Annotated in this window: 22 protein-coding genes and 1 pseudogene; 6 read left to right on the top strand and 17 right to left on the bottom strand. The window is 43.4% G+C overall.

Features of this window, described 5'->3' with window-relative positions; genetic code table 11:
* From A8L45_RS06300 to A8L45_RS06245, 12 genes are all read right to left on the bottom strand, one after another.
* Positions 1-335, bottom strand: a 335-nt coding sequence (locus tag A8L45_RS06300) for a DUF2878 family protein (protein WP_139122322.1), incomplete at its 3' end; no start/stop codon positions are given.
* A gap of 1 nt (position 336) precedes the next feature.
* Positions 337-1515: an SAM-dependent methyltransferase gene (locus tag A8L45_RS06295; RefSeq protein WP_068900329.1), complete on the bottom strand. Its 1179-nt coding sequence runs from the start codon at positions 1513-1515 to the stop codon at positions 337-339.
* A 67-nt stretch (positions 1516-1582) separates the two neighbouring features.
* Positions 1583-2320 carry a DUF1365 domain-containing protein gene (locus A8L45_RS06290; RefSeq protein ID WP_068900328.1) on the bottom strand — a complete coding sequence of 246 codons (738 nt, stop codon included), beginning with the start codon at positions 2318-2320 and terminating at the stop codon, positions 1583-1585.
* Positions 2317-3600 carry an NAD(P)/FAD-dependent oxidoreductase gene (locus A8L45_RS06285; RefSeq protein WP_068900326.1) on the bottom strand — a complete coding sequence of 428 codons (1284 nt, stop codon included), beginning with the start codon at positions 3598-3600 and terminating at the stop codon, positions 2317-2319. The genes A8L45_RS06290 and A8L45_RS06285 overlap by 4 nt, the downstream gene beginning before the upstream one ends.
* Entirely contained in the window at positions 3597-4328 is a 732-nt protein-coding gene (locus A8L45_RS06280; protein ID WP_068900324.1) for an SDR family NAD(P)-dependent oxidoreductase, read from the bottom strand. Before A8L45_RS06280 ends, A8L45_RS06285 begins: the two co-directional genes overlap by 4 nt.
* The gene (locus tag A8L45_RS06275) at positions 4328-4777 is read right to left on the bottom strand and encodes a nuclear transport factor 2 family protein (protein ID WP_068900322.1); all 450 of its coding nucleotides are present in this window, start codon (positions 4775-4777) and stop codon (positions 4328-4330) included. The genes A8L45_RS06280 and A8L45_RS06275 overlap by 1 nt, the downstream gene beginning before the upstream one ends.
* Before the next feature lie 2 nt (positions 4778-4779).
* Entirely contained in the window at positions 4780-6225 is a 1446-nt protein-coding gene (phrB, locus tag A8L45_RS06270; RefSeq protein ID WP_068900321.1) for a deoxyribodipyrimidine photo-lyase, read from the bottom strand.
* Positions 6226-6259: 34 nt separating this feature from the next.
* Positions 6260-7075, bottom strand: a complete 816-nt coding sequence (locus A8L45_RS06265; protein WP_068900319.1) for a MerR family transcriptional regulator — start codon at positions 7073-7075, stop codon at positions 6260-6262.
* Positions 7065-8018 carry a YbgA family protein gene (locus A8L45_RS06260; RefSeq protein WP_068900317.1) on the bottom strand — a complete coding sequence of 318 codons (954 nt, stop codon included), beginning with the start codon at positions 8016-8018 and terminating at the stop codon, positions 7065-7067. Before A8L45_RS06260 ends, A8L45_RS06265 begins: the two co-directional genes overlap by 11 nt.
* 243 nt (positions 8019-8261) lie before the next feature.
* Positions 8262-9263: a peptide antibiotic transporter SbmA gene (gene sbmA, locus A8L45_RS06255; RefSeq protein ID WP_068900314.1), complete on the bottom strand. Its 1002-nt coding sequence runs from the start codon at positions 9261-9263 to the stop codon at positions 8262-8264.
* Positions 9264-9536: 273 nt separating this feature from the next.
* Positions 9537-11024: an EAL domain-containing protein gene (locus tag A8L45_RS06250; protein ID WP_068900313.1), complete on the bottom strand. Its 1488-nt coding sequence runs from the start codon at positions 11022-11024 to the stop codon at positions 9537-9539.
* 243 nt (positions 11025-11267) lie between these two features.
* On the bottom strand, positions 11268-11621 hold the full coding sequence (locus A8L45_RS06245) for a hypothetical protein (RefSeq protein ID WP_068900311.1): 354 nt from the start codon (positions 11619-11621) through the stop codon (positions 11268-11270).
* 402 nt (positions 11622-12023) lie between these two features.
* Between A8L45_RS06245 and A8L45_RS06240 the strand changes: the two genes are divergently transcribed.
* Entirely contained in the window at positions 12024-14234 is a 2211-nt protein-coding gene (locus A8L45_RS06240) for a putative bifunctional diguanylate cyclase/phosphodiesterase (protein WP_068900309.1), read from the top strand.
* 48 nt (positions 14235-14282) lie between these two features.
* On the opposite strand, the gene A8L45_RS06235 is transcribed toward A8L45_RS06240, so the two are convergent.
* Genes A8L45_RS06235 through A8L45_RS06225 form a run of 3 tightly spaced genes read right to left on the bottom strand, consistent with a single transcriptional unit; the run spans position 14283 to position 15821 of the window.
* Positions 14283-14831: a YaeQ family protein gene (locus A8L45_RS06235; RefSeq protein ID WP_068900308.1), complete on the bottom strand. Its 549-nt coding sequence runs from the start codon at positions 14829-14831 to the stop codon at positions 14283-14285.
* A gap of 11 nt (positions 14832-14842) precedes the next feature.
* Positions 14843-15151 (bottom strand): GIY-YIG nuclease family protein, encoded by a 309-nt coding sequence (locus A8L45_RS06230; RefSeq protein WP_068900306.1) that lies wholly within the window; start codon positions 15149-15151, stop codon positions 14843-14845.
* A gap of 10 nt (positions 15152-15161) precedes the next feature.
* Positions 15162-15821 carry a YceH family protein gene (locus tag A8L45_RS06225; protein ID WP_068900304.1) on the bottom strand — a complete coding sequence of 220 codons (660 nt, stop codon included), beginning with the start codon at positions 15819-15821 and terminating at the stop codon, positions 15162-15164.
* Between the two features lie 490 nt (positions 15822-16311).
* Between A8L45_RS06225 and A8L45_RS06220 the strand changes: the two genes are divergently transcribed.
* Both A8L45_RS06220 and A8L45_RS06215 read left to right on the top strand, forming a co-directional pair.
* On the top strand, positions 16312-16785 hold the full coding sequence (locus tag A8L45_RS06220; RefSeq protein WP_068900302.1) for a bactofilin family protein: 474 nt from the start codon (positions 16312-16314) through the stop codon (positions 16783-16785).
* A 113-nt stretch (positions 16786-16898) separates the two neighbouring features.
* Positions 16899-17333, top strand: a complete 435-nt coding sequence (locus A8L45_RS06215; protein ID WP_068900351.1) for a DUF3069 domain-containing protein — start codon at positions 16899-16901, stop codon at positions 17331-17333.
* A 218-nt stretch (positions 17334-17551) separates the two neighbouring features.
* On the opposite strand, the gene ppiC is transcribed toward A8L45_RS06215, so the two are convergent.
* Together ppiC and nhaD are read right to left on the bottom strand one after the other, a co-directional pair.
* Positions 17552-17836, bottom strand: a complete 285-nt coding sequence (ppiC, locus tag A8L45_RS06210; protein WP_068900301.1) for a peptidylprolyl isomerase PpiC — start codon at positions 17834-17836, stop codon at positions 17552-17554.
* Positions 17837-18012: 176 nt separating this feature from the next.
* Positions 18013-19455 (bottom strand): sodium:proton antiporter NhaD, encoded by a 1443-nt coding sequence (gene nhaD / locus A8L45_RS06205; RefSeq protein WP_068900299.1) that lies wholly within the window; start codon positions 19453-19455, stop codon positions 18013-18015.
* A gap of 1163 nt (positions 19456-20618) precedes the next feature.
* Between nhaD and A8L45_RS06200 the strand changes: the two are divergent.
* The 3 genes and pseudogenes from A8L45_RS06200 to A8L45_RS06190 all read left to right on the top strand — a co-directional run bounded on the left by A8L45_RS06200 (position 20619) and on the right by A8L45_RS06190 (position 23304).
* Positions 20619-21586: pseudogene (locus tag A8L45_RS06200) on the top strand (ABC transporter substrate-binding protein).
* 15 nt (positions 21587-21601) lie between these two features.
* Positions 21602-22513: an ABC transporter permease gene (locus A8L45_RS06195; protein WP_068900298.1), complete on the top strand. Its 912-nt coding sequence runs from the start codon at positions 21602-21604 to the stop codon at positions 22511-22513.
* Entirely contained in the window at positions 22510-23304 is a 795-nt protein-coding gene (locus tag A8L45_RS06190) for an ABC transporter ATP-binding protein (RefSeq protein WP_068900296.1), read from the top strand. The genes A8L45_RS06195 and A8L45_RS06190 overlap by 4 nt, the downstream gene beginning before the upstream one ends.
* Positions 23305-23349: the final 45 nt, after the last annotated feature.

Raw genomic sequence — 23349 nt, 5'->3', positions numbered from 1 at the left:
GATCCGCCCACCGCACCAGCCACCAGCAACAGCCATTTCGGCTTATCTAATATCCAATCTTTCACCAACCACACATAGGCTGCGAAACCCGCCCACAGAAACATCAACCAAATGGGTAATATGTTGTCAGGAAATTCAAACACGCCTGAAAACATCAACGCTGAGTCGCCGAGTATCCCGATGATTGCAAAAGAGGGGACAACCCAAAGCAATTTCCGGTCAAAGACAAGGCTTCCTGCCAACAAAACCGCGAGTAGTGGCCAGTAATCCTGCTGGCCAACCACAGCGATAACCCAGTAAACATTAAAAAGCAGCGAAAGGGCTATCACTCGCATATTATGCTCCTGCTTCACGCCATAACGGACGACTGAGAAGTAACTGTACCGTGCTTATTGTCTTCTCACGAAAGCCACCTTCGCAGTAACAAAAGTAAAAACGCCACAAACGGAAAAACTTCTCGTCGTAACCCAGTTGCAGTAGGGTCTCAGCATTGTCATTGAAACGCTGATGCCAGTCATTGAGCGTTTTAGCATAATCGAGTCCGATGTCTTTCAGATCACGAATCACCAAATCAGTACAACCCGTAAATCGGTCCAACAGCACGTTCACTGATGGTAAGAAACCACCCGGGAAAATATGCTTCTGGATGAAGTCGACGCTGTTGCTGTAGCTTTCATACCTTTGGTCAGCGATGGTGATCGCCTGAATAGCCATCAGGCCTTCGGGCTTGAGCAGCGTTTGGCATTTTTTGACATAGGTATCTAGATACTCACGACCGACAGCTTCAATCATTTCAACAGAAACAAGCTTGTCATATTGACCTTCGAGATCTCTGTAGTCTTTTTTGAGTAACGTAATACGTTCAGACAGCCCCTCGCGCTCGATGCGCTCTTTAGACCACTGGTATTGCTCCTCTGAAATCGTGGTGGTGGTGACTTTGCATCCGTAGTGTTTTGCCGCGTGGATGGCCATTGCTCCCCATCCTGTGCCAATCTCAAGGAGATGATCGTTTGGCGTCAGCCTTAGTTGGCGACACAACCGATCCATTTTACAAAATTGAGCTCGTTCAAGTGACTCAGTACCACTCTCATAAATGCCGCTTGAATACAGCATTTCCTGATCTAAGAAATTGCGATAAAGGTCGTTACCCAGATCGTAATGCGCGGCAATATTGCTTTTTGAGTTTTCTTGCGTATTACGGTTTTTCCAGTGATTGACTTTGTTGAGCAACCCAGTCAGCCAACTCATTTTGCTTTCAAGTCGGTCAAGCGCAGGTAAGTTGCGGCATATCACTCTCACCAAGCGGGTTAAGTCCGGTGTGTCCCACCAGCCATCGATATAAGCTTCCGCAGCGCCGATAGAACCGCCGGAAAGCGTTCTGGCATAGAAACGCTTGTCTCGTACGATGAGCTCGGCAGATAAGTCAGCGTTTCTGTCACCAAGGGTCACGGTCTGTCCATCGGTATCAATGAGAGTGAGTGAAGCACCCTCCATTTTTCCAAGTAATCCGACCAGGACTTTTGCGCATAGACATCTTTTTTTGTTAGGGGTACGTTCTGTTCTAGTTCACTTGAATACATAGTCACTCCTTGGCCTGATCTGGGTGGGAATAAAAACGGGCCCCTTTAAACCAGAGTTTTGCTGCTTGCCAATAAATTAAAACCAATACTTTTACTGTAATCAGCGGCGTCTTCAGCAAAATTTTTGCTAATTCCCCACTGGTAAATGCCTGTTTTTCTAGTGCCAGGGTGGCATCGAATTCTCTGTTATCTCTGTGCGTCTCCAAGTGGACAAAAGCCTTGTCACTGAGCGGTCTCAACCTCCATTTATAGAGTTGTTCTAATGGATTAAAGGGGGAAACATGAAATTCCTTGTCGTTTTCCCATTTATTGCCAGCAGGCACAGCATAGTAGTGTCTTTGATTCCACGGCGTATTACTGACCTCTGCAAGCATGTAACGCCAGTTACCCTTGTCATCGTATAGGTAGTAAAAATTCACCGGGCTAAAATACATGCCAAAGTAGCGTAAATGACACAGCGCCATCACCTTACCTGTTAAACGGTCGCCAGTAAGCTCAAAGAGTTTATCCTGACACGCCAGTTTGGTGTCAGCTCTACCATCGAGGTAGTCAGTTGCATGGAAGGCCGCAACCCCCCACTTTCCCAGTTTGAATCCCGCAACTTGCTTTTCCAGTATCTCAAGTTCATCTAGATCGATAACTGGCATGAATATGTCGTATTTAAAGCAATGGTTAACAGGGGTAAAACGTCGATGCCTGACTATTCCGGTGTACAAGCCACTGGAAAGGCTGACTGTCATGACACGAACCTCAGCGGCTCTGCAGACGCAGCAATTCCGTCAATCACATCCGTCGCACTTCGCACACCATCTTCGTGGAACCCGTTGTACCAGTAAGCACCGCAATACCAAGTATTGTTCACACCTGACAGCTTATCTTTCTGCTTTTGCGCCCAGATTGCATCTGAATTAAATACCGGGTGGTCATAATTGAATTTACCCAGGATCTTATCTTCCGCTATGTCTTCTGTTTGATTCAGCGTGACACAGAACGTTTCAGGGGCGTTAATACGCTGCAGAATGTTCATGTTGTAGGTCAGTGATGCCAGTCTCGTGTCCCTATCTCCGGCCTTGGGCAGAAAGTAATTCCAGCTGGCCCATGCAGACTTGCGTTTTGGTAGCATAGAAGCATCTGTGTGCAGCACAACTTCATTTGGCTGATAAGCCAGAGCACCTAACAATTTGCTCTCATCGTCACTTGGATCATCAAGCATTTTTAGAACTTGGTCACTGTGACAAGCAAAAATCACCTGATCAAACGTCTCTTCACCGTCTTTTGTCACAATGGCAACGCTGTTTGTACCGCGACGTACACTTGTTACCGGTGTGTTGAGCCGGATGGACGACTCAAACGCAGGCACCATTTTACGTACGTATTCACGAGAACCGCCGGGAATCACGTACCATTGCGGTCGGTTGCTAATATCAAGTAGTCCGTGATTAAAGAAAAAACGGACAAAGAAGTTGAGCGGGAAACCACGCATGTCAGACAGCGTTGACGACCAAATAGCTGCGCCCATGGGTAGGATGTAGTTCTGGCAAAAATAACCATCGAAGTTGTTGGCATCTAAAAACTCACCCAGGGTGTGTTGACCCACGATATCGCTCGATGATTCTTGGTAGGCTTGCTTCGCCAGTTTGTTGAAACGAAGTATTTCAGCAATGAATTTGTAGAACCGAGGATTGAGTATGTTGCGTTTCTGCGCGAACAACGAGAAGGCAGTGTGACCATTATATTCCAAACCATTCTCTTCATTGTGCACACTGAAGCTCATTTCAGTGGGTAGTCCCTCAATGCCCAGCTCTGACATCAACCGTTGAAATTTTGGATACGTTCTGTCGTTGTATACGATGAAACCAGTATCGACTGCGTATTTTCCGCTGGCTACTTCGACATCAATGGTCGCGGTGTGGCCGCCTATGTAATCGTTCGCTTCGAACAAAGTAATGTCGTGATTTTTGTGTAAGTAATGCGCACAAGTAAGCCCAGAGATCCCGGACCCGATAATGGCAATTTTCATGATGTCTTCCTAACTAAGCGCCTCACCAGCATCAACTGTAAAAAAACCGGAAGAGTGGCAATAAATTTTAAAATGAGACTAAAACGTCTCGGAAAATGAATTTCGTTTTTCTTTTTCTCAAGTCCAGCCCGGATGGTCGATGACGCTTCTTCTGTTGTCACCATCATTGGCATCGGGAAATCGTTTTTGTCAGTCAGTGGGGTTTTTACAAAACCCGGAGAAATAAGTGACACCGTCACACCTAAATGTTCAAGATCAACTGACAATGTTCTCGCTAAATAATTTATTGCGGCTTTTGATGCGCCATAGGCTTCTGCTCTCGGTAAACCGAGATAAGATGCTGTCGATCCCATCAGCGCCACATGCGTTCCTTCTTTGTAGGAGCGCTGTAAAACCTCCAAACAATTCACCACGCCAAAAACGTTCGTCGTAAATACTCGCTTGAATAAAGCGGCATCTACCTGACCGTTATCTATGTACTCACACGTACCTGCATTTAAGATAATGAGATCAGGGTTATGAACTAGATTACCTAAAGCTTGCTCACATTCCTCTTGGTCTGATGTATCAAACCTCAGAACATCGAAGTTTTGATAACGTTCTGAAAGTGCTTCCAAGGCGGATGTACTCCGTCCGCACCCTGTGACTCGCCAACCATCAATGGCATAATCTTCGGCAAGCTTCATACCGATACCGGACGTGGCACCTGTAATTAAAACCGTCTTCATTATTCAGCCATCCTTTTCTTAATGTATCTGATGACGGAACCCATGACAGGTACAGTTTCATAAATCATACAACCAAGATCGAAATAATCTTTATGGCGCACAACCATCCCGTTTCTGAACGTTAACATCGTGCTTCCTTCCATTTTTCTCGTCGCGCCGTTAGACAACTTCTGGTGCGCAAACGTCATGGTCCAATTGAGGAATGCCACATCTCCATTAACCGCGTAAGTGTGAACGTCAAAACGGCACTCAAGCATGTTCTCGTACAAATTGCCGAAGTACCTGGCAAGATTATCGTATCCCTCAATACGATGTGCCGGGTCTTCGAACAGGATGTCTTCGCTGTAAATACTGCCCAAGGTTTCGAGATTATCTTTTCCAACTGCCTGATATACTTCCACAAATTTTTCTATCGGACTTTGCTCGCTCACAGCTACTGTATCTATCATGCTCAGGCTCTTTGTTCGCTCTTGTGGTTTTTCGCGGCTTCGAAAAAGCTTAGCGCTTCTTTTCTGGCCAACGAATGATCCACTATGGGTTTGGGGTATGAAAGAGGTGAACCAGTCGCATATCCTTTGTTGTAAGGTTCATGAATATGCTTCGCAGACACTGACTCTAACTCTTTGACCCATCTACGAATAAATATGCCCTCAGGATCAAACTTTTTGCTCTGTGTAAACGGGTTGAAGATACGAAAATAGGGCTGTGCGTCCAAACCTACCGATGCCGACCACTGCCATCCACCATTGTTAGATGCAAAGTCACCATCGATTAATTTTGACATAAAATACTGCTCGCCCCAGCGCCAATCGATGTGTAAGTCCTTGACTAAAAAGCTTGCTACTATCATCCTCAGTCGGTTGTGCATCCACCCAGTTTCATTCAGCTGGCGCATCCCTGCATCCACAATTGGGACACCCGTTTTTCCTTGCTTCCACTTCTCGAAAAGAATTTCATCGTGCTTCCATGAAATGTGAGTTTCCCAACAAAGAAATGCCTCTCCTTTACACAAATCGGGATTTATCGCGATGACATGTTGGTAAAACTCCCGCCAGATAATTTCGGATAACCAAGTTTGGGGGCCTTCTTTGACGTCGCTAAAGCAGTCTCTGTGCTCGGTGATCAGTCTTGCAAGACACTGCCTCGGTGATATGGCACCGATAGCGAGGTAAGCAGATAGTTGACTCGTCGCTGGCTCTGAGGGAATATCTCTCAGTTGATGATATTTAGTTACCCTGTAACTACAATAATCCCTCAGCCGCTGGATAATGGTATTATCATCCACTGGCCAGCTTAATGAGTCTTCATGCCAATACCGCAGATCAATCTCTTTAGCTTCGTCAATAAGTGATTTTGTTAGTGCAGTGGGCGCTATTTGACCAGGCTGTTTCAATGGCGAATAGTCAGTGCTCTGAATAATTTTCAGCCATGCCTTTTTGAAGGGCGTGAATACTTGAAATGGTTTTCCGGCCCCTGTCGTCACTGAACCGGGTGGCAATATGCACTTCCCATCAAAAACGTGAAATCCTATACGTGTCAGGCTAAGCGTACCAGCAACAGCGTTGTCCCGATCGATCTCGTCATATTCATAGTCGCGATTGCAGTAGACATCTGACACCTGATACTGCTGGCAGATTTCAGCGAGAAGTACGGGTATGTCAGAAAAGTTATCGACTACCTTGAAAAGCATTGGAATGTTTAGGGCTTCAAGTTCTTGCCTGATCACTTCCAGCCGTCTTTGGATTAAATCAGCTTGCCTTGGCGAGACAAAATGTGACTTCCATTGCTCAGGCGTTGCTACATAAATTGCCGCTACAGGTTCTCCCGTTCGACATGCATCAGCCAGTGCAGGGTTATCTTTGATCCGCAGGTCCCTTCTAAACCAAACCAATTTCATCGGCGCTTGCTCCTGTTAAAAAATCTATCTATCGCTAATCGAGTTGAAGCCGACAAAGAACATCAGCGTGAATATCCACACATTTCCCGGTGAACCTCAGGGAGAAATTTGTTGAATGATTGATCTTCTCTACCTCGTTTAGAAGGCCCGTTGTCAACGCTTTGTCCGAGTGAACGGCCAATAACATAGGTTTCTCCTTGTCTAAACTGCCCGCGATAAGCCGTAATGACTGACATGGATAAAGTAAAAATGTGACGTCGTAACTTTTTAGACTCAATTCGTAGGCAATTAGCGCTAGCGAATAATCGGGAGAATCATCCAAACTGATTAAAGTACAAGAACGCTTCACTAAATCCTTTCTTTTCTTTGACAGATATCCGAGTACTGTCTGCACAATGGCGCTTCGCCATACGCTTTTGTACAGTTCACGCACTTGGTATTGAGAATCATCAATTTTTCGTTCAATCGGCAAAATCAAACGAGATTTCACAACGGTGAAAGGATATTCTTTCAGCGTTAATGCTAGGAGCCTGTTCACCTGTGTGATATCAAACGACTCTATCGCTTTAAAAATCTTGTGAGTTTCTTCAAGCACGGCACCTGTTTTAACTTGAACTGTCTGAGTGCCCATCAAGGATTTAACTTGGCTGATGGCTACCCCACGATCCAACCAAGTCAGGATTTCGTTGATGTTTTCGACGTCTTTAGTGCTGTACAAACGATGTCCTTTTGGCGTTCGCTGGGGGACGATCAAACCATAACGTCTTTGCCAAGCTCTCAAAGTGACGGGATTTACGCCCGTCAGACTGGATACTTCACCTATCCCCATCAGCGCTTTATCAGAGGCCATACCTAAGCCTCAGTGAATCAGGATACGGTTTAAGGTATTTTTGTTTCGCAATATAAGCATCAGGATGCATCGTTAAGTGGTGATTAATTAGGGTAAGAGGCACAAGTAAAGGCATTTCTCCTTTGCGATAGGCTAGGATAAGTTCAGCCAACTCCGCTTTTTGTTTTTTGTCCAATGACCGCTTGAAGTATCCCTGCAAGTGCATCAAAACATTAGTGTTATTTTTTCTTGACGCCCGGAAGGCAAGAGCTTGCATAAGCCGCGTTCGGTATTCGAAAAAGAACTCTTTAATGTCGTGATCGGCTACTCTCGCAACAAATTGACCGAGCGCTCGGTACTCTTTTGGGCAATGCGCCATGAGTACCAATTTATAGCGGGAGTGAAATTCAATGATTGCCCGTTTGGTAATGCCATCAGCCATAGCGTCATAAAGGTCACGCAATGCAAAAGCACGGAAGACAAAATTCTCTTTCAAAACTGGATCGTTTAAACGCCCATCCTCCTCAATGGGTAACCAAGGCATTTTTTCCATCAGGGCTTTAGTGTAAAGACCTACGCCAATTTTCTCCGCTGCAACGTAACCATTTTCGCGATAGACCTTTACTCTCTCCATACCACACGTCGGAGATTTAGCGCACACCACGTAACCGCACAATTCCTGTTCAGAAAGATGCGTAGCTTTTGTCTCACTGAACGTGATCATCTTTTGTGTGTGATCAATGTCGTTGTCTTTTGTGTCGACAAGCCTTATCTCGTTGTCGTGGTCCAACAATCGTATCGTTGGTCGTGGGACAGGCAGGCCAATTGCCACCTCCGGACAAACAGGTACAAATTCGGCAAATTCAGACAGCTCACGGCAGACAAAACTGCTTCGCTTATGTCCCCTGTCGAATCGAACTTTCTCGCCTATAACACAGGCACTGACTCCGAGTTTGAATTTCATGTTGTTGCCTCAGACTTGTACATACTTTTTATTTGTACAATATTAGCAGGAGAATAGATCACTTTTGTACAAAAAAAATTTTTGTACACATATGGAGTATAGGTATTGATATAGAAAAATGCCTCACTCGTGATGAGTAAGGCATTGATAATATGAGAGGTTGATCAGTTTCTACTATTAAAGGAGGTGATTCAGTACATCGCTTCAGCGAATGCTATCAGATTACCTTGACTTGCATATACATCATTCGACAACCTCTTCTGGTTCCGAATCTATCATGTCAATTTGTTGTTCAAATGCTCTGAGACGTTTGTAAATAGACATCAACTCAACAATGGTGCTCCATGAATGAACAAGAAACTGAAATGAATCTTCCACCTTGTTAAATGCTCTCAGTATTTGCTGTAGAACACCCAATGTTATGGCTCCTGACACTATCGTCGGCCCGAGAGCAATATAGGGAACAATCACGGTGTATTGGATGTACGACCATTTAGCGATGTCAAAGTAGAGATAATGTTTATAGAGGTTGAAGTAGTTTTTTCTGACGTTTGTGAACAACTCACTTACCGTTTCTGGTTGAGCACGGCTCATGTGATCTTCGCCAAAGACAAGTTCTTTCCTGTAGGCTGCTTCCACTTTCTGATTTTTAAATTCGAGACCTGGTAGTTTTATCCCAACAATAGCCAGTAAAACCGTTCCGACAATTGCAGAAATAATAGCCATATATACCAGTGAACGGTCAACTTGGCCTAGCCAGGGTAATTCCGTCACATTCTCACTGAGTGTCCATAAGATGGGTAAGAACGCAACCAGTGTCATTACCGAACGCATAAAGCTGACACCAAGTCCCTCAACAATACGGGCGAAACGCATGGTGTCTTCCTGTATACGCTGAGCAGCACCTTCTACATGCCTGATTCTATGCCAATGAGACATGTAATAGTCGTTCATCGCTGTACGCCAGCGGAACACATAGTGGCGAACAAAAAATTCAAGCACCACCGCTATGATGATGTAAATGGAGACGATATTAAAAAAATCGATACATCCAGCGAGAAACTCATCGAACGTTACAGCGTTGGGCTTGCTGAGTGCTTTTTGGATGAGATTATAAAACTCTCCGAACCACTCGTTCACCTCTACATCAATTTGTACTTTGTACCAGGTGACATAAAGTATGATGATGCTGCCTAAAATTGACCAGAGAAACCAGCGTTTATTCAGGAAAAACGACTTAAACATATACACATCCTCATGTCAGAACACTCCTTTAAAGCGGTTGCCAGATGACACCTATAAATGCCTACAATTACTGACTACTTTTCCGCATACCCATCTTAACTTTAGACCATGTCTAATAATCAGTAAGACTCTGGAACTATTAATAATTTTATTAATTCCAGTTAGTTGATCTAAATCTTGAAAGTTAATGTAATCGGTTTGAGGCAGGAAGTTTGTATCTTTATTTGCTAACAAGACGAATTCAAGAACGAAAACTGAATTTATTAATAAGCACTATCTTGTAAAATAAGTGCTGCCTGTTAATACGCGACGAAAATTATAGAAATTCATCGGTTCACCAAAGAAATCACCTTGCAGCATATCTACACCCGCGTCGATCAGATAATCGGATTGGATGTTGTTTTCCACACCTTCCGCGACGATATGAAGATCTGACGTTTTACCAAAAGCAATGATGGCGTCGAGTATTGCTGTGTTTTTCGGCTCAATATCGATAGTTTTGACGAACATCAGATCGATTTTTATCGTGTCAATATTCAATGACTGAAGGTATTCAAATGCACCATAACCCATGCCACAGTCATCTAACTTAACAGACATGCCTTTTGCCTTTAAAATTTCAATTGATTTAGCCGCTTTATCTAAATTTTTAAAAGGTGTCCTTTCAGTCACCTCCAATGAAATAACGTCATATGACAATCCGGCAAGTTCGATTTTTTTTATCAGTTTATTTGCTACATTTTTTTTCTCTAAATAAGCGGGGGGGATATTAATACTTACAAAAAAATTAGGAGGCAGTTGGAGACGTACAAGCTGAGCCAATACATTATCAATCAGTTGATCGGTAATTCTGTCTATTAGGTTATTTTGTTCGGCAAGAGGAATAAAACTTGATGGCAAGATTGTTTTACCATTACGAGTGATCCACCGAACCAAGACTTCAGCGCCTACAATTCTGAAGCCGTTTTCTTCACGCTTTACAATCGGCTGATAAAAAGGTTTTAGTGCTTGCTTATCTATTGCTTCGTTGAGTAGATTCTCAAGCATACGATTGTCTGACTGATTGAGCGCCAACAGAAGAACAATCAAAATCGCACTCATACAGATAAGCATGCTGAGGTAAATAGGTGTTGCACCAGCGATAATTCGTTTTGCATCCTTGTTTAAATGAAAAACGACGTTAACATTATCGATGTAGGAAAACTGAAATGTGTGTTCGTAATCGTAAGTAATGCTTGCGAACAAATTGAAGGTAGAACCGGCTTGGGCAACATTGACAGCAATGCACTTGGGACAATCTTTTAAGAGTTCATTGATTGGTCGTATTGTTAATATCAGCATTCCGCTTGTCGTAGTCACACTGATTCTGTTGAACCTCTTTTTATTTGTCTCCCAACGTAAAGCGTCAATGGTAAGCAATGGCTTTGACTTATCCCATTCTTTTACTCGGGACGACTCAATACAAGACCGACCCTCCAGAGGATAGAAGTCTGCTTTGACGATATTTGGATGGTCGGAGGGAATCGCAGTCAGTTGATTGATCGTTGTCGGTGAGCAATCATCCATTGAGTCAGCAGTTTTACGGATATCCTCAATACCAGACGCTACAAGCCCAAAAATCTCCTCCGCAAATTCCGAAGTACTGTCTGATAGTTTGCGGTCAACAACCCAATCTTGTATCGGAATAAATAGTAATAAGCTGACTACAACAGATACCAGTACCACACCAAAGATAGTTTGGCGCTTGAGAATGAGATTCAAACAACCCTCCGGCAGTCATTGAAGTTTACCCGGTGTTGTAAATTGATAGAGATAGTGTCCCCCGATGGTAAAGCCCTACGCTAAATATATATGACAACACCAATATAATAGCTGTTTGAGCGGGAGAAGGAGGGACTTGCGCACACTATCTTTTAATTATTTAAGGAAAGAGTCGCTGTGAAAACGATTTATCCAAACGGTTCAAAAGTAAGTAAATTCGCACCGATTAGTCACAAGAATAGGTCAGATAGCCATTCTCTCATTAGATGAGAGCATAAGTTCTATTTCTGATGCTGCTCTGAATAGAGCCGGGTCTTTAATGAAACCTCCATCGAACTGGCCGATGAAAGACAAAGCTTCTGCTTTGCTTCCTTCTCCAATGACATCTAGCTGGCTACATATTTCACCAGACTCAAACCACCCTGAATGATAGGAGCTATGGTCGCTTCCACCTACGCTTGATGGCTTTATCAAAGGTTCATCATGCGGCTGAAACCATACAACTGCCCGACCATATACCCAAGCTTGACCATGGCTGTAGGCAGCATATCGCGTCATACAATCACTGTAGAAAAGAGTTTGAGAAAACTGTCGCATGAGCTTGTCCTTTTTATTTGACTTAGCCAAAAAGCCATACACCGGTTGCTGTGCCCGCAAGCAGCGCTCGTTTGTGTCAGATCTTAACCACCCACAAAATCAGTTTATACGGAAATAGATTGTTTTGGGGTTACAATTTGCTTATTTCTCTGTCTCCCCCAACAACCATAAAACCCTATTTTTCATATAAATACGTCATTACACAAAAATAATAATGATGAATAATCAAGCGCTTAATAGTATGTTTTTTTTCTGTGTTGAACCTTTCTGTATCCGCTGGTTCAAGTAGGCACTTATTTCTGTGTCTTGAATTACAAACATAAAGCTAGATGCCTCAGCGATAAAGAATAGAAATAATGTTCTAGAATTGAGAGTGAACTCTCTATATTGCAGTGATTTGTCTTGGAAAAATTAAATCAGTCCCCTCTTGGTAGAAAACAGAGTAGAGACCAACATCCAAGGCTGTGGTCATTACTACTCATTGGTTTCGTCTGCATCTCCATACTTTCTGCTACTTTTGCACTCTACCGTTATATTTCTGATAATGAGCACAGACATCAGGTATCCATTGCCAATGCCAAACTGTCTGAAGTCATCAGTACCCTCGAACAATTTAATCAATCCGGTGAAAAGCAGCTGACGTGGTTAAGCGCTCAGCTATCACGTTATCCAAACCTCGAGGAGAGGCTCTGGCTATCCTTCTCTTCAGATCTAATGAAACTTTTCCCTAGGTTCAAAAAGGCAAGTTGGCTCGACCAATCCGGAAATATTATCTGGGCCTCCGGCAACGCACTTTACTCATCGAATAAACTACACTCTATTGCCTCAAAACTTTCATCAATAGCCATTTGGCCGGGCTATACCCTGAGTAAAAATAATGAGCAGATATCAATAACAATGATGATGGAGAGTAAAAGAGAAAACGTACTTCTTGGCTATCTAACGGTGGAATACTCACTTACCTCACTGTTATCAGAGTTCGAAAATACCTTATTGACTGATAGCCAGGTTTTAGTCACGAAAATCGACACACCTGACGACCCAGTGGAATCAGGGAATATATTCTCATACCGCACGGTTGGCTTTGGAAAAGAAACGGTTAAGCTTGGAATCATTCAAACAGTACCGCCCTATCCGTCGTTAACGTCACCCCAGATGTTGGTCTTCGTGGCAGGTATCGCCGCTGCCACCATTGTTTCAATCATCCTTTACAATCTGGAAATTAGTCTAATAAATAAAAGGGAATTGAAAGATAAAGTGGGAGCTTTAACCACGGAAATCAATGAAATATCGGATAGAGAAAATTACTTACAGTTTATTGCCCTTTATGATCCAAAGACCCTACTACCTAACCGATATTCCCTTCAACAATACCTCGTTAAGGCCTTGGCTGTAGAAAAGGAACTGGTACTCAGCTGCATTGAAATTACCAACCTTAATGAAATAAAAGATATGTTTGGCAAACATATATCTGAACAACTGCTGGAGAGCATTGTTAAACGTTTTAGAGCTGTTGTTCCTAAAAACGCGATGCTCGCACGGGTTGAGTCATCTCAGTTCATGACTTCTGTCGCTGGCATGTGTCAATTAGAGGCGGAAATGCAGGCTAGTCAGCTGAAAGTTTGCCTTGAGGAAGAAATTCACATTGATGAAAATTTAATTATTGCCAACTGCGTGATCGGTATCGCCTGCCGCTATGACCAATCGACGACTTCAGGAGAACTTCAGGGATTTGCTGAAACCGCTGTTCACCAAGCACGCAAACTCGGCTCCGGTGGCATAGTGACATACAATCAAGTCATGCAGGAGGACTTACAACAACTCAGGATCGTTGAGCAATCATTAAGAAAAGCAATAAACCAGGATAATCTCGACATCCAATTCCAGCCTCAAATTGATATGAAAACATTTCACCTAACGGGTATTGAAGCGAGGGTTTGTTGGACATCTCATCAAGGTAACATTATCGAAGCACAAAAAATAAATGCTGTCGCGGAAGAGACGGGGCTGATGCGAAATTTGGGTGAATGGATAATAGATAGAGCCTTATCTGAATACTCTTATATGTTGGATAAACGAAGTGCACCGTCAACTATTTCAGTTAATTTATCTGGCAGGCAATTTCATAACGGCCTTCTCGCTGACCATTTATTACAGACGATTCGGCGTTACGACGTGCCTGCCGCTAGAGTTCAGGTTACGCTTGACGAGCAGACCTTACTCGAACATGTGCAAGATAATTTGGACGTGTTATATCGGCTCAGATTAACAGGCCTAACCATTATAATAGATAACTTTGGCATGGGCTATTCGTCACTCACCTGTCTAAAGCAATATCCGATTGATATGATTAAAATCGATAAAAGTTTAATCACCGATGTTGAGAACTCAGAAGATAATTTGGTCATTTGCCAAACAATGATCTCAATGGCAAATATACTGTCATTGGATGTTATCGCTGAAGGGGTAGAATCCATGCAACAACACCAGATTCTGAGAAACCTCGGATGTTTAATAGGGCAAGGTTCATATTATTTTCAGGAAATGGATACCGAGAGCATTTTGAATATCATAAGGGAGCAAAGGACTAATCAGCTCTATCCAAGAGCATAGTAACAGTCATAGTCATCGCGTTATCCCATGAACTACCTCTTTTAATTTTTAAATATCAGCTCGTTTCCACATATCCGGCTTGATACTGATAACTTTATCACCTATCGAAAACCATACTAATTCATCCTCTATTGTGGCCTGAATAGACATGGTTCTCTCCACCTCATTTGCGGCTGCATCAAGAATCTCGTCTTGCACGTTAATTACAGTGAGATTAGCGAAAGGATACAACTTATTGAGCGACTGCTTTTTCCATACTGAAGACGCATTATCATTGTAGGTAAGTAACACAACCCGGGAAGAGAGACTACAGGCCCTTTTTATCCGTTTTTCGTCAGGTAACCCGAGCTCGATCCATAGTTCAACGGTATCACAGTACGTTTTCTTCCACAATTCAGGCTCGCTGTCTACGCATAACCCCTTCGTAAATTGCAAATTTTCATCGGCAAACAGACACCATCCCAAAATGCGAAGCATCATGCGTTGCTCGGTTTCAGACGGGTGCTTCGCCAGTGTCAAAGATTGATCAACATAAACATTTCTGTCCATATCAGCTACGTTGACATGCGCCTTATAAATGGTCGATTTTAATGACATAATTTTTAATCTCAGTCCGTAGTAGACAAGAACACCAACCAATACTTTTCATCACAACAAAGGCGTTCTTTCTGCGTTTTCTTCAACCTTTTTATGCGGTACTCCAATCGCATTGCGAGACGTTTATCACCCACTCGCTTGTACCACGCCAAAATCAAAGGTTGCTTCCCTCTGAGATACTTTGCAGTTTTAGTGCCATTTTCCTGGTGTTCATTGAAACGACGGTCAACGTCCGTCGTGACACCACAATATAAAGCCGCATCTTTGGTTCGAATAAGATAAACGAACCAGTCACATTGATTTGCTGTTTTGTCCAATATCTTTGAGGAGTTATTCTTCTCCTTCTCCTTCTCCTTCTCCTTTTAAGGCACTCAACTCACGTCGCAGACTTTTGACCTCTTCCTCCAGCACTTCAAGGCGAGATAGCAAATCATCATTCGCTTCCTTTGCCTGCGAAGATACAGTTAATACTTCTTCATGGTGTTCGATTTCACCACTGAATAAATGAGCATATCTTGATTCACGCTTACCAGGTTCTCGCGGAAGCATAACCACATGGCCAGCCTCGCATAAGTTATTGAGCACATCTTCAACCTCAGCCACACCAGAAAATGTACAAAGACGATTTGTTCGAGTACGGATTTCACCGGGAGTCTGAGGCCCACGTAACAACATCACACAGACGATGCCTTTTTCCTGATCGCTAAATTGGAGATTACCGAATTCGGTATTACAAAACCTGTGCTGATACTTGGTTACTCGGCTGCCAAAACCCTCGACATCACTGACCAGCCTTTTTTCCTTCAGTTGTTCAAGTGTGTCCATGACTTCGGCTTCTGACAGAGACAAGACGGGGTCCCGGCTGCTCTTTTGATTTGCAGCATTTGTCAGTGCATTCAGTGTCATAGGGTATTGTTCTGGAGTCGTCGCTTCTTTCTCAAGAAGACAGCCAATCATTCGAGCCTGATAAGTGGTGAGTTGGATTGTCATACTATGTCCTGAATTACAGTAATCCTTTGATAAAGCGTTATAACAGCCTTCGACTTACCCAGCAATGGAGCGAATCAATTATTATGCGTAAAAACGCCTGAGTGACCATCAAATACACGACACATGTGTGGGCAAGCAAAATCATATTCATTCCTGCGGCGTAACGCGACGATGCTCAATGAAACAACTATGAGATTCACACCATCAATAATGAGAGATATCGTCTATCAAAACAGTCACTCTTAACTGAAATTATGTGGCGAAAATTTCATTCAGAACCTGTCCAAACCAAACTTTGAACAACATAAATGTTCACTTGTTTAATAAACGAGAAGATACTTTTTATCATCGATTATTTGATAAAAAAATCACTCGTTGAATAAGTCCCGTGCGATACACTGAAAAAGAACAGAGGCCTTAGATTCATGGAATTCGTGGCGCAGTTTAGCCATGTTAGAAACATAGTGATACGACAGGAGTATTGTTAGGTATGTTCAAGAATAAACAGGAATCAGCAAGTTCGTTGTCGGTAATAGCAAAGAATTGCAATATTCGCGGCGAAATTCAGTTAGAAGGCGACATCCAGATAGATGGATTCTGTGAGGGTTCGATTTGCAATGCAAATTCGGTCGTCATTTCGTCGACGGGCCATTTCTCTGGTGAAATACGGGCTATGCACGTCACCATAAATGGCTTGGTTGAAGGAACCTGTATTGCCAACGACGTTGAGATATTGTCTAACGGCAGAATGATGGGAGTCGTCAACAGCCAACAACTAACAATAGAGAAAGGCGGTTGCTTGTCTGGTGAAAATAAGCTGGTTGAGGAAGAAGTCATGCTTTCCTTGATTAACGAAGATCAAGAGGACGACGCCAGCGCTTTGCCGGAAATAAAAATGAGCGCACCAACCGCTGCTAGCACTGATGAACCAACACCAAATATAGGTGCAAATGAGGCTCGCTAGTTACAGAAAGCCTTTTTCTGACCAACTTTTCAGCCATGCAGCGTTGTTCACTTGACATATATATCAACAAGGATACGATGGCCGATTATTTTGTGACACTGGGAAGAAAAGCGATGTCAGAGCAACAAGAAACCGCCATTGAAACTGTAAAACTTGAAGATCTGTCTGCTGAATTGCAGCAGGTGATCAAATATGAACAGGTTCCGGTAGAAATGCATAGTATGCTGGTTTCTGTTCACGAGGTAAGCGAGCCTACAGTGCGAGAAGCATGGGATGAACTGCCGGCAAGCGCACAGAATATTCTCGATAATTTTGAACAATTCCATGCTCTGGTAAGTTTGAGTCAGAGCTATGCGGGCGTAGATTTTCTCAGCCAGTATCAGGATGCAAAAATTGAAGACATGAGCGACGATGACGCTGAGGCGTATAAAGCGCAGCTACTCGATCAGGTCTTATTCAATTGCGTAAAAGACCTCTGCAAGCAACTTAAAAAAGCACGTCTGAAGCCGCCAATGAAAAAAGAGTTCAGAGACATATTCGCTGACTAAAAAATATCGACCAAGAAAAAGAAAAATAGGTGACATTGTCACCTATTTTTCTTTGGCTCGCTGCGAAACTTGGAATAAAAGAATCATTTCAATGGGATTGATACTAGATTAAACCTGCCTGAAACCCGACTCAAACAAATACATAACACTGCATATAGTAAAATGACCCGCCCGACGTAAACGACACTCTCTCATCTCGCCACATAACCATTAAAGGTTTATACGTTTCGGTACAGTACTTTTATGATGTGAAAACCAAATTTAGTTTTCACCGGACCAATAGGTGTTAAAAGTTCACCACGAAACACAGCTTTGTCGAAGGCTGGTGCCATATCACCTTGATTGAATTCTCCAAGATCCCCACCTCTTTTTTTTGATGGGCAGGTGGAAAATTTTTTCGCGAGTTGTTGAAAATTAGCACCCTGCTTTAATTGTTTAAGGATATCCAGAGCCTGCTTTTCCGTTTTGACCAAAATATGTAGTGCTGCAGCGCGTTTTGCCATGTTCTCACCTGTTAATGCGTAATTCTCTCAGAAAGGCCGCGGATTATACCTAAGTCCACTTGGCTCGTGTATACCCTTTGGACGCTATATTTTGGTAAGAAAAGTGGGGAAAAGGCGTTTAAGAATAAAGCAGAGGGAGAAGAGTGCGGCCAAAGAAGCCGCACTTTTTTGACACATCAAATACTGACGTTAAAGCTGCCGGCGTTCAGCCAGAGGTGGACCAGAATCGATGCAACATATCCCAACATGATGATTGGCGCCCATTTCAAATGGCCGAAGAAGGTATACATGCCTCTAGCCTGCCCCATAAGAGCAACACCAGCAGCAGAACCCAGTGATAAAAGGCTGCCACCCACACCAGCTGTAAGGGTTACCAAAAGCCAGTTTCCGAGAGACATTTCAGGGTTCATCGTTAAGACCGCAAACATCACTGGAATATTATCAACAAGCGCTGACAAAATGCCCACTATGGTATTTGCCCAGATCGGATCCCACTGTAAATACATAACATTGGATACCATATTGAGATATCCAATCAGACTCAATCCACCCACACACATTACCACGCCGTAGAAGAACAATAAGGTGTCCCACTCTGCCAACTGGACCCGGCTGAAAACGTCAAAGGGAACAACCGAACCGAGTCTTTTGAGTGCCGCCTCGTCTTGTTTCGCCATCGCTTTTGCTCGTTTTCTCGCAAGAGAACGCGGTAACGTCTTTCTTAAATAGAAACCGAAGAATTGTAAATAAGCCAGCCCCATCATCATACCGATCACAGGAGGGAAATGAGCAGCGCCATGGAAACCAACGGCCGTAAAAACGGTTAAAAGGAAAAGGAATACGATCCGTTTTGCACCACGCTTCATTTCAACATGTTCCTTGACAACATCTGGCTGAACCCGGGGAACAAAAAGAGACATGATGAATGCAGGAATGACGTAGTTGACAACGGATGGCAGGAATAGAGCACCAAATTGCAAGAACTCGACCTGCCCTGCCTGCCACACCATCAGCGTAGTGATATCACCGAATGGGCTGAACGCGCCTCCCGCATTTGCGGCCACGACAATATTGACGCAAGCAATGTTAACAAACCTCGGGTTATTCCCACCTACTTTGAGTACAACAGTACACATCAACAACGCTGTCGTTAGGTTATCTGCGATCGGTGATATAAAGAAGGAAAGAATACCCGTGATCCAAAACAAAGAGCGAAGGTCGTAGCCTTTACTGGTTATCCAAGCTTTCAATGCATCAAAAAGACGCCGTTCTTCCATGGCAGAAATGTATGTCATTGCAACCAGTAGAAACAGCATCAGTTCAGCATATTCAAGTAGATTGTGCTCTATCGCTGATTGTGCAACTTCGATATCACCGTAGGAGCTGTAGGTGAAACCCAGCATTAGCCAGATCAAGCCTGCAGCTAGCAAGACAGGTTTAGATTTTCTTAAATGAATCTGCTCTTCCAATATCACTAACGAGTATGCGATACCAAAAATAGCCAATGAGATATATCCAATGTACGAACTAGTCAGATCAATAATCCCTGACCCTGTTTCCCCAGACGCAAATGCATTGCAAGAGAAAAATACTGCGAAAAACGCAGAAAAGCGCTTCATCCTTGAGCCTCCAAATAAACCGTAAGCAAAAAATATTGAAAAAGAAAAAAGTATTTTTGTTGTGATTGTTACTGGACCGTGAACCGTTCCCTATTTGGCCGACATGGTATTTAATATGGGTTTGAGTTTTGATGTTTTTATTATGCAGCTTGAACTTTGTCGCAAAAAAAAATACCGCACTCGCAAAAATCTCATTTAATAGAAAACTTCCTCCAAAGTGACCGTCGAAATATCGATGATTTAAAAAATTTAAGCAAACACTGTTTTAAACAGATAAGACACTTCAGATCTGGAGATTCCAGCTCCGATATGCAATCAGCAGAAATAGCTTTTGTTGCGCTATTAATCCTTACGCATATCTCGCTTCTATTTTTTGTTACCAATAACACACCTTCTAAAACTTGGTCGAAAATCACTAAAAATAATAATGTCTTTAACGAAAAACGATCAATTTAGCTGAAAGGTAATGTTATTTTGTTGTAATCCCCTATTGCGTACATGTTAAATTTTTGTTTATGCAATGATCATTGTTAGTATTTGAGTCGTCTGTATTAATTGTTTTGAGAGAATGAGAGAAAATTGAATTGGAGCTGACAGAAGTAAAGAGCTGGCTATGAAGTTTCTTTATGTGTTCAAAGGTACTGAATACAGCTTTGACAATGTGAGTGGAGATCAGCCCATGGCATCAAATTACACATTCCAATCATAAATATTTGAATAATATGATAATAATTTCAAAAAACGACAATGGCAGGCACAAACTAATCGTTAATATTTACAGTGTAAAAGAACATTGATACTTCAAAAATTGAAAATGGTCATATAAAAACATCGTTCAATTTTATGTGATTTACGTTAGATTGCTTTGGAAAGTAAGAGACAAATACAGTAGAAACATGAGTTACCTCGTGTATATATGCAACATATAGATTTTTTGTGTTAAAGAAAACACTAATCGCTTAAAACGGTGTTTTAGCTCTGAAATTCAGTAACAGGATAGGCCTTTTATCTCATTTTCAGTCACTCCATCACAGGTGACATGTGAATTTTTAGTTATAACTATCTTGTCAACTTGTTCCAAAAAGTAGTGTGAATATTGCAAATTGGAAATCACTTTCAGTTAAAAGCGCAATAGCGCCTGAGTATCAAAGGGAGTAATAGTCATGAAGACAAAAAAACTACTGGCATCAGCTTGTATCGCGGCCGCTTTCCTCACAACCCCTGTTTCATTTGCCGCAGAGAAAGCTAAGGTTGCCGTATCGCAGATCGTGGAGCACCCAGCTTTGGACGCAACCCGTCAAGGGATTCTTGATGGTCTGAAAACGTTAGGTTACGAAGACGGTAAAAATCTGGACTTCACTTTTCAAACAGCACAAGGGAACCCCGCAATAGCCGTTCAGATTGCACGTCAGTTTGTGGGAGAAAGCCCAGATGTTTTAGTCGGTATAGCGACGCCGACAGCTCAGGCTCTTGTCTCTTCAACGAAAACAATTCCTGTTGTCTTTACTGCCGTCACAGACCCTGTTGGCGCGAAGCTTATCAAAAATATGGATAAGCCTGATGCTAATGTTACTGGTTTATCCGACTTATCCCCCGTTGCTCAGCACCTAGCTCTAGCAAAGAGCTATTACCAGAAATGACAACGATTGGCGTTGTATACAACCCAGGTGAAGCAAACGCAGTGACACTGGTTGAGTTACTGCGAGAGGCAGCGAAAGATCAGGGAATTAAAGTTGTCGAAGGTACGGCGCTTAAAAGTGCAGACGTTCAATCTGCCGCGCAAGTTGTCGCCGCTCAGTCAGATGCAATCTACGCACCTACGGATAACACAGTTGCCAGTGCGATTGATGGCCTTGTCAATGCCGCTAATCAAGCTAAAAAGCCCGTTATTGGTGGTGCGACATCCTACATCCCAAATGGCGCAGTCGCGGCACTCGGTTTTGATTATTATCAAATTGGCGTTCAAACAGCGGACTACGTTGCTGCTCTGCTAAAAGGTAAGTCGCCAGCTGATCTCCCTGCCCGTGTTGCCACTGGTTCTGATTTGGCTGTAAACCTTAAGGCAGCACAAAAGCTTGGTATATCGGTACCAGATTCAATCATGAAGCGCGCAACAAGCGTTGAGAAGTAAGGAAGTAGTAACGTCATGAATGCCATAGCTTTTTTTGGTACTCTTGAAGTGGGTTTGGTATACGGCCTGGTCGCGCTGGGCGTATACCTGACTTTCAGAGTACTGGACTTCCCAGATCTGACCGTTGACGGCAGTTTTCCGATGGGCGCAGCAGTTGCAGCCACTCTCATTGTCTCAGGTGTTGATCCATGGGTAGCCACATTCGCCGCGATATTGGTCAGTTCATTGACAGGTCTGGTTACCGCATTTCTTACCGTAAAATGTGGAATTCTAAATCTTTTAGCCAGTATCCTGACAATGATTGCTGCTTTTTCAATCAATATACGCATTATGGGCAGACCTAATGTTGCCTTGCTGGGTGTAGATACCATACTGACACCCTTTGAAAACATGGGAATGAACCCTGTGTACGCAAGGCCACTGGTTGTTGGTGTGCTCGTGCTACTCAGTGCCCTCTTCGTTATTCGCTTACTTGCCAGTGATTTCGGTCTGGGACTCAGAGCAACGGGTGTCAATGAAAGAATGGTGAAAGCGCAGGGAGCAAGTACTGCATTTTACACTTACTTTGGACTTGCACTGTCAAACGCCTTTGTTGGCTTTTCCGGCGCACTGTTCGCTCAAACCAATAGCTTTGCAGATGTCACCTCCGGTGTCGGAACCATAGTGGTTGGTCTGGCTGCTGTCATACTGGGGCAGACCATTCTCCCAGGGCGAAAAGTGTGGGTCGCAGTCGTGGCTGTCATACTCGGCTCTGTTCTCTATCGACTGGCAGTTGCATTCGCGCTCAGTTCAGGCATGTTTGGTCTTGAGGCATCTGATCTCAATCTGGTCACTGCTGTGCTGGTCGCGGTTGCTCTGATTGCACCGAAACTTAGGGTGCAATATCAGAAATCGAAAAAGCTCCGAGAAGTAAGGGCAGCAAAATGATTGAACTTAAAAATATTGAGGTCACCTTTAATCAGGGTACTGTTCTTGAAAACCGGGCATTGCGCGGCGTGAACCTGACCGTCCCAAAAAACCAGTTTGTCACCATTATTGGTTCAAATGGTGCGGGTAAATCCACCTTGTTGGGGGCTGTAACTGGCGAGACGCCAATGGCTGGTGGACAAGTGATTATCGATGGTATTGATGTTACTAAACAAGCCGTTCATGAGAGGGCAACACTGGCAGCGCGAGTTTTTCAGGATCCACTCGCGGGAACTTGTGCATCGCTCACTATTGAAGAAAACCTGGCACTTGCTTATAAACGAGGCTCACTTCGGGGTTGGAACATGGCGCTAAGCTCAAAGCGCCGTAATGTTTTTCGCGAGCGGATATCAATACTCGGTCTCGGCCTTGAGGACAGACTTGGCGATAGTATCGGTCTGTTATCAGGTGGACAGCGTCAAGCAGTGAGTCTGATCATGGCCACTTTATCAGAGAGTAAGTTACTTCTCCTTGACGAACATACCGCAGCTCTCGACCCAAGAATGGCCGCATTTGTTATCTCACTGACAAAACGAGTGATCACTGAGTTTAACCTGACCTCGTTGATGGTTACTCACTCAATGAAAGATGCGCTGGCATGTGGCGACAGAACGGTAATGCTTCATCAGGGCAATATCGTGTTAGACGTTGATGGTGAAGAGCGCAAAAATATGGATGTTCCAAGCCTGCTCGAGATGTTCAGCAAAGTGCGCGGTGAAGAATTAGCTGATGACGGATTACTCCTGAGCTAACAAAAACCAAAAAAAAATAAGGCGGCGAAAGGCCGCCTTTTTCTT

The organism is Veronia pacifica (assembly GCF_001707825.1).
Taxonomy (GTDB): Bacteria; Pseudomonadota; Gammaproteobacteria; order Enterobacterales; family Vibrionaceae; genus Veronia; species Veronia pacifica.
This window is presented reverse-complemented; position numbering and strand designations above follow the sequence as displayed.

What these genes read in the sequence shown, in the direction of transcription:
- A8L45_RS06290 (WP_068900328.1), bottom strand. Translation starts at nt 2,320, where the DNA reads ATGACAGTCAGCCTTTCCAGTGGCTTGTACACCGGAATAGTCAGGCAT.
- A8L45_RS06285 (WP_068900326.1), bottom strand. Translation starts at nt 3,600, where the DNA reads ATGAAAATTGCCATTATCGGGTCCGGGATCTCTGGGCTTACTTGTGCG.
- A8L45_RS06280 (WP_068900324.1), bottom strand. Translation starts at nt 4,328, where the DNA reads ATGAAGACGGTTTTAATTACAGGTGCCACGTCCGGTATCGGTATGAAG.
- A8L45_RS06275 (WP_068900322.1), bottom strand. Translation starts at nt 4,777, where the DNA reads ATGATAGATACAGTAGCTGTGAGCGAGCAAAGTCCGATAGAAAAATTT.
- phrB (WP_068900321.1), bottom strand. Translation starts at nt 6,225, where the DNA reads ATGAAATTGGTTTGGTTTAGAAGGGACCTGCGGATCAAAGATAACCCT.
- A8L45_RS06265 (WP_068900319.1), bottom strand. Translation starts at nt 7,075, where the DNA reads ATGGCCTCTGATAAAGCGCTGATGGGGATAGGTGAAGTATCCAGTCTG.
- A8L45_RS06260 (WP_068900317.1), bottom strand. Translation starts at nt 8,018, where the DNA reads ATGAAATTCAAACTCGGAGTCAGTGCCTGTGTTATAGGCGAGAAAGTT.
- sbmA (WP_068900314.1), bottom strand. Translation starts at nt 9,263, where the DNA reads ATGTTTAAGTCGTTTTTCCTGAATAAACGCTGGTTTCTCTGGTCAATT.
- A8L45_RS06245 (WP_068900311.1), bottom strand. Translation starts at nt 11,621, where the DNA reads ATGCGACAGTTTTCTCAAACTCTTTTCTACAGTGATTGTATGACGCGA.
- A8L45_RS06235 (WP_068900308.1), bottom strand. Translation starts at nt 14,831, where the DNA reads ATGTCATTAAAATCGACCATTTATAAGGCGCATGTCAACGTAGCTGAT.
- A8L45_RS06225 (WP_068900304.1), bottom strand. Translation starts at nt 15,821, where the DNA reads ATGACAATCCAACTCACCACTTATCAGGCTCGAATGATTGGCTGTCTT.
- A8L45_RS06220 (WP_068900302.1), top strand. Translation starts at nt 16,312, where the DNA reads ATGTTCAAGAATAAACAGGAATCAGCAAGTTCGTTGTCGGTAATAGCA.
- A8L45_RS06215 (WP_068900351.1), top strand. Translation starts at nt 16,899, where the DNA reads ATGTCAGAGCAACAAGAAACCGCCATTGAAACTGTAAAACTTGAAGAT.
- ppiC (WP_068900301.1), bottom strand. Translation starts at nt 17,836, where the DNA reads ATGGCAAAACGCGCTGCAGCACTACATATTTTGGTCAAAACGGAAAAG.
- nhaD (WP_068900299.1), bottom strand. Translation starts at nt 19,455, where the DNA reads ATGAAGCGCTTTTCTGCGTTTTTCGCAGTATTTTTCTCTTGCAATGCA.
- A8L45_RS06195 (WP_068900298.1), top strand. Translation starts at nt 21,602, where the DNA reads ATGAATGCCATAGCTTTTTTTGGTACTCTTGAAGTGGGTTTGGTATAC.
- A8L45_RS06190 (WP_068900296.1), top strand. Translation starts at nt 22,510, where the DNA reads ATGATTGAACTTAAAAATATTGAGGTCACCTTTAATCAGGGTACTGTT.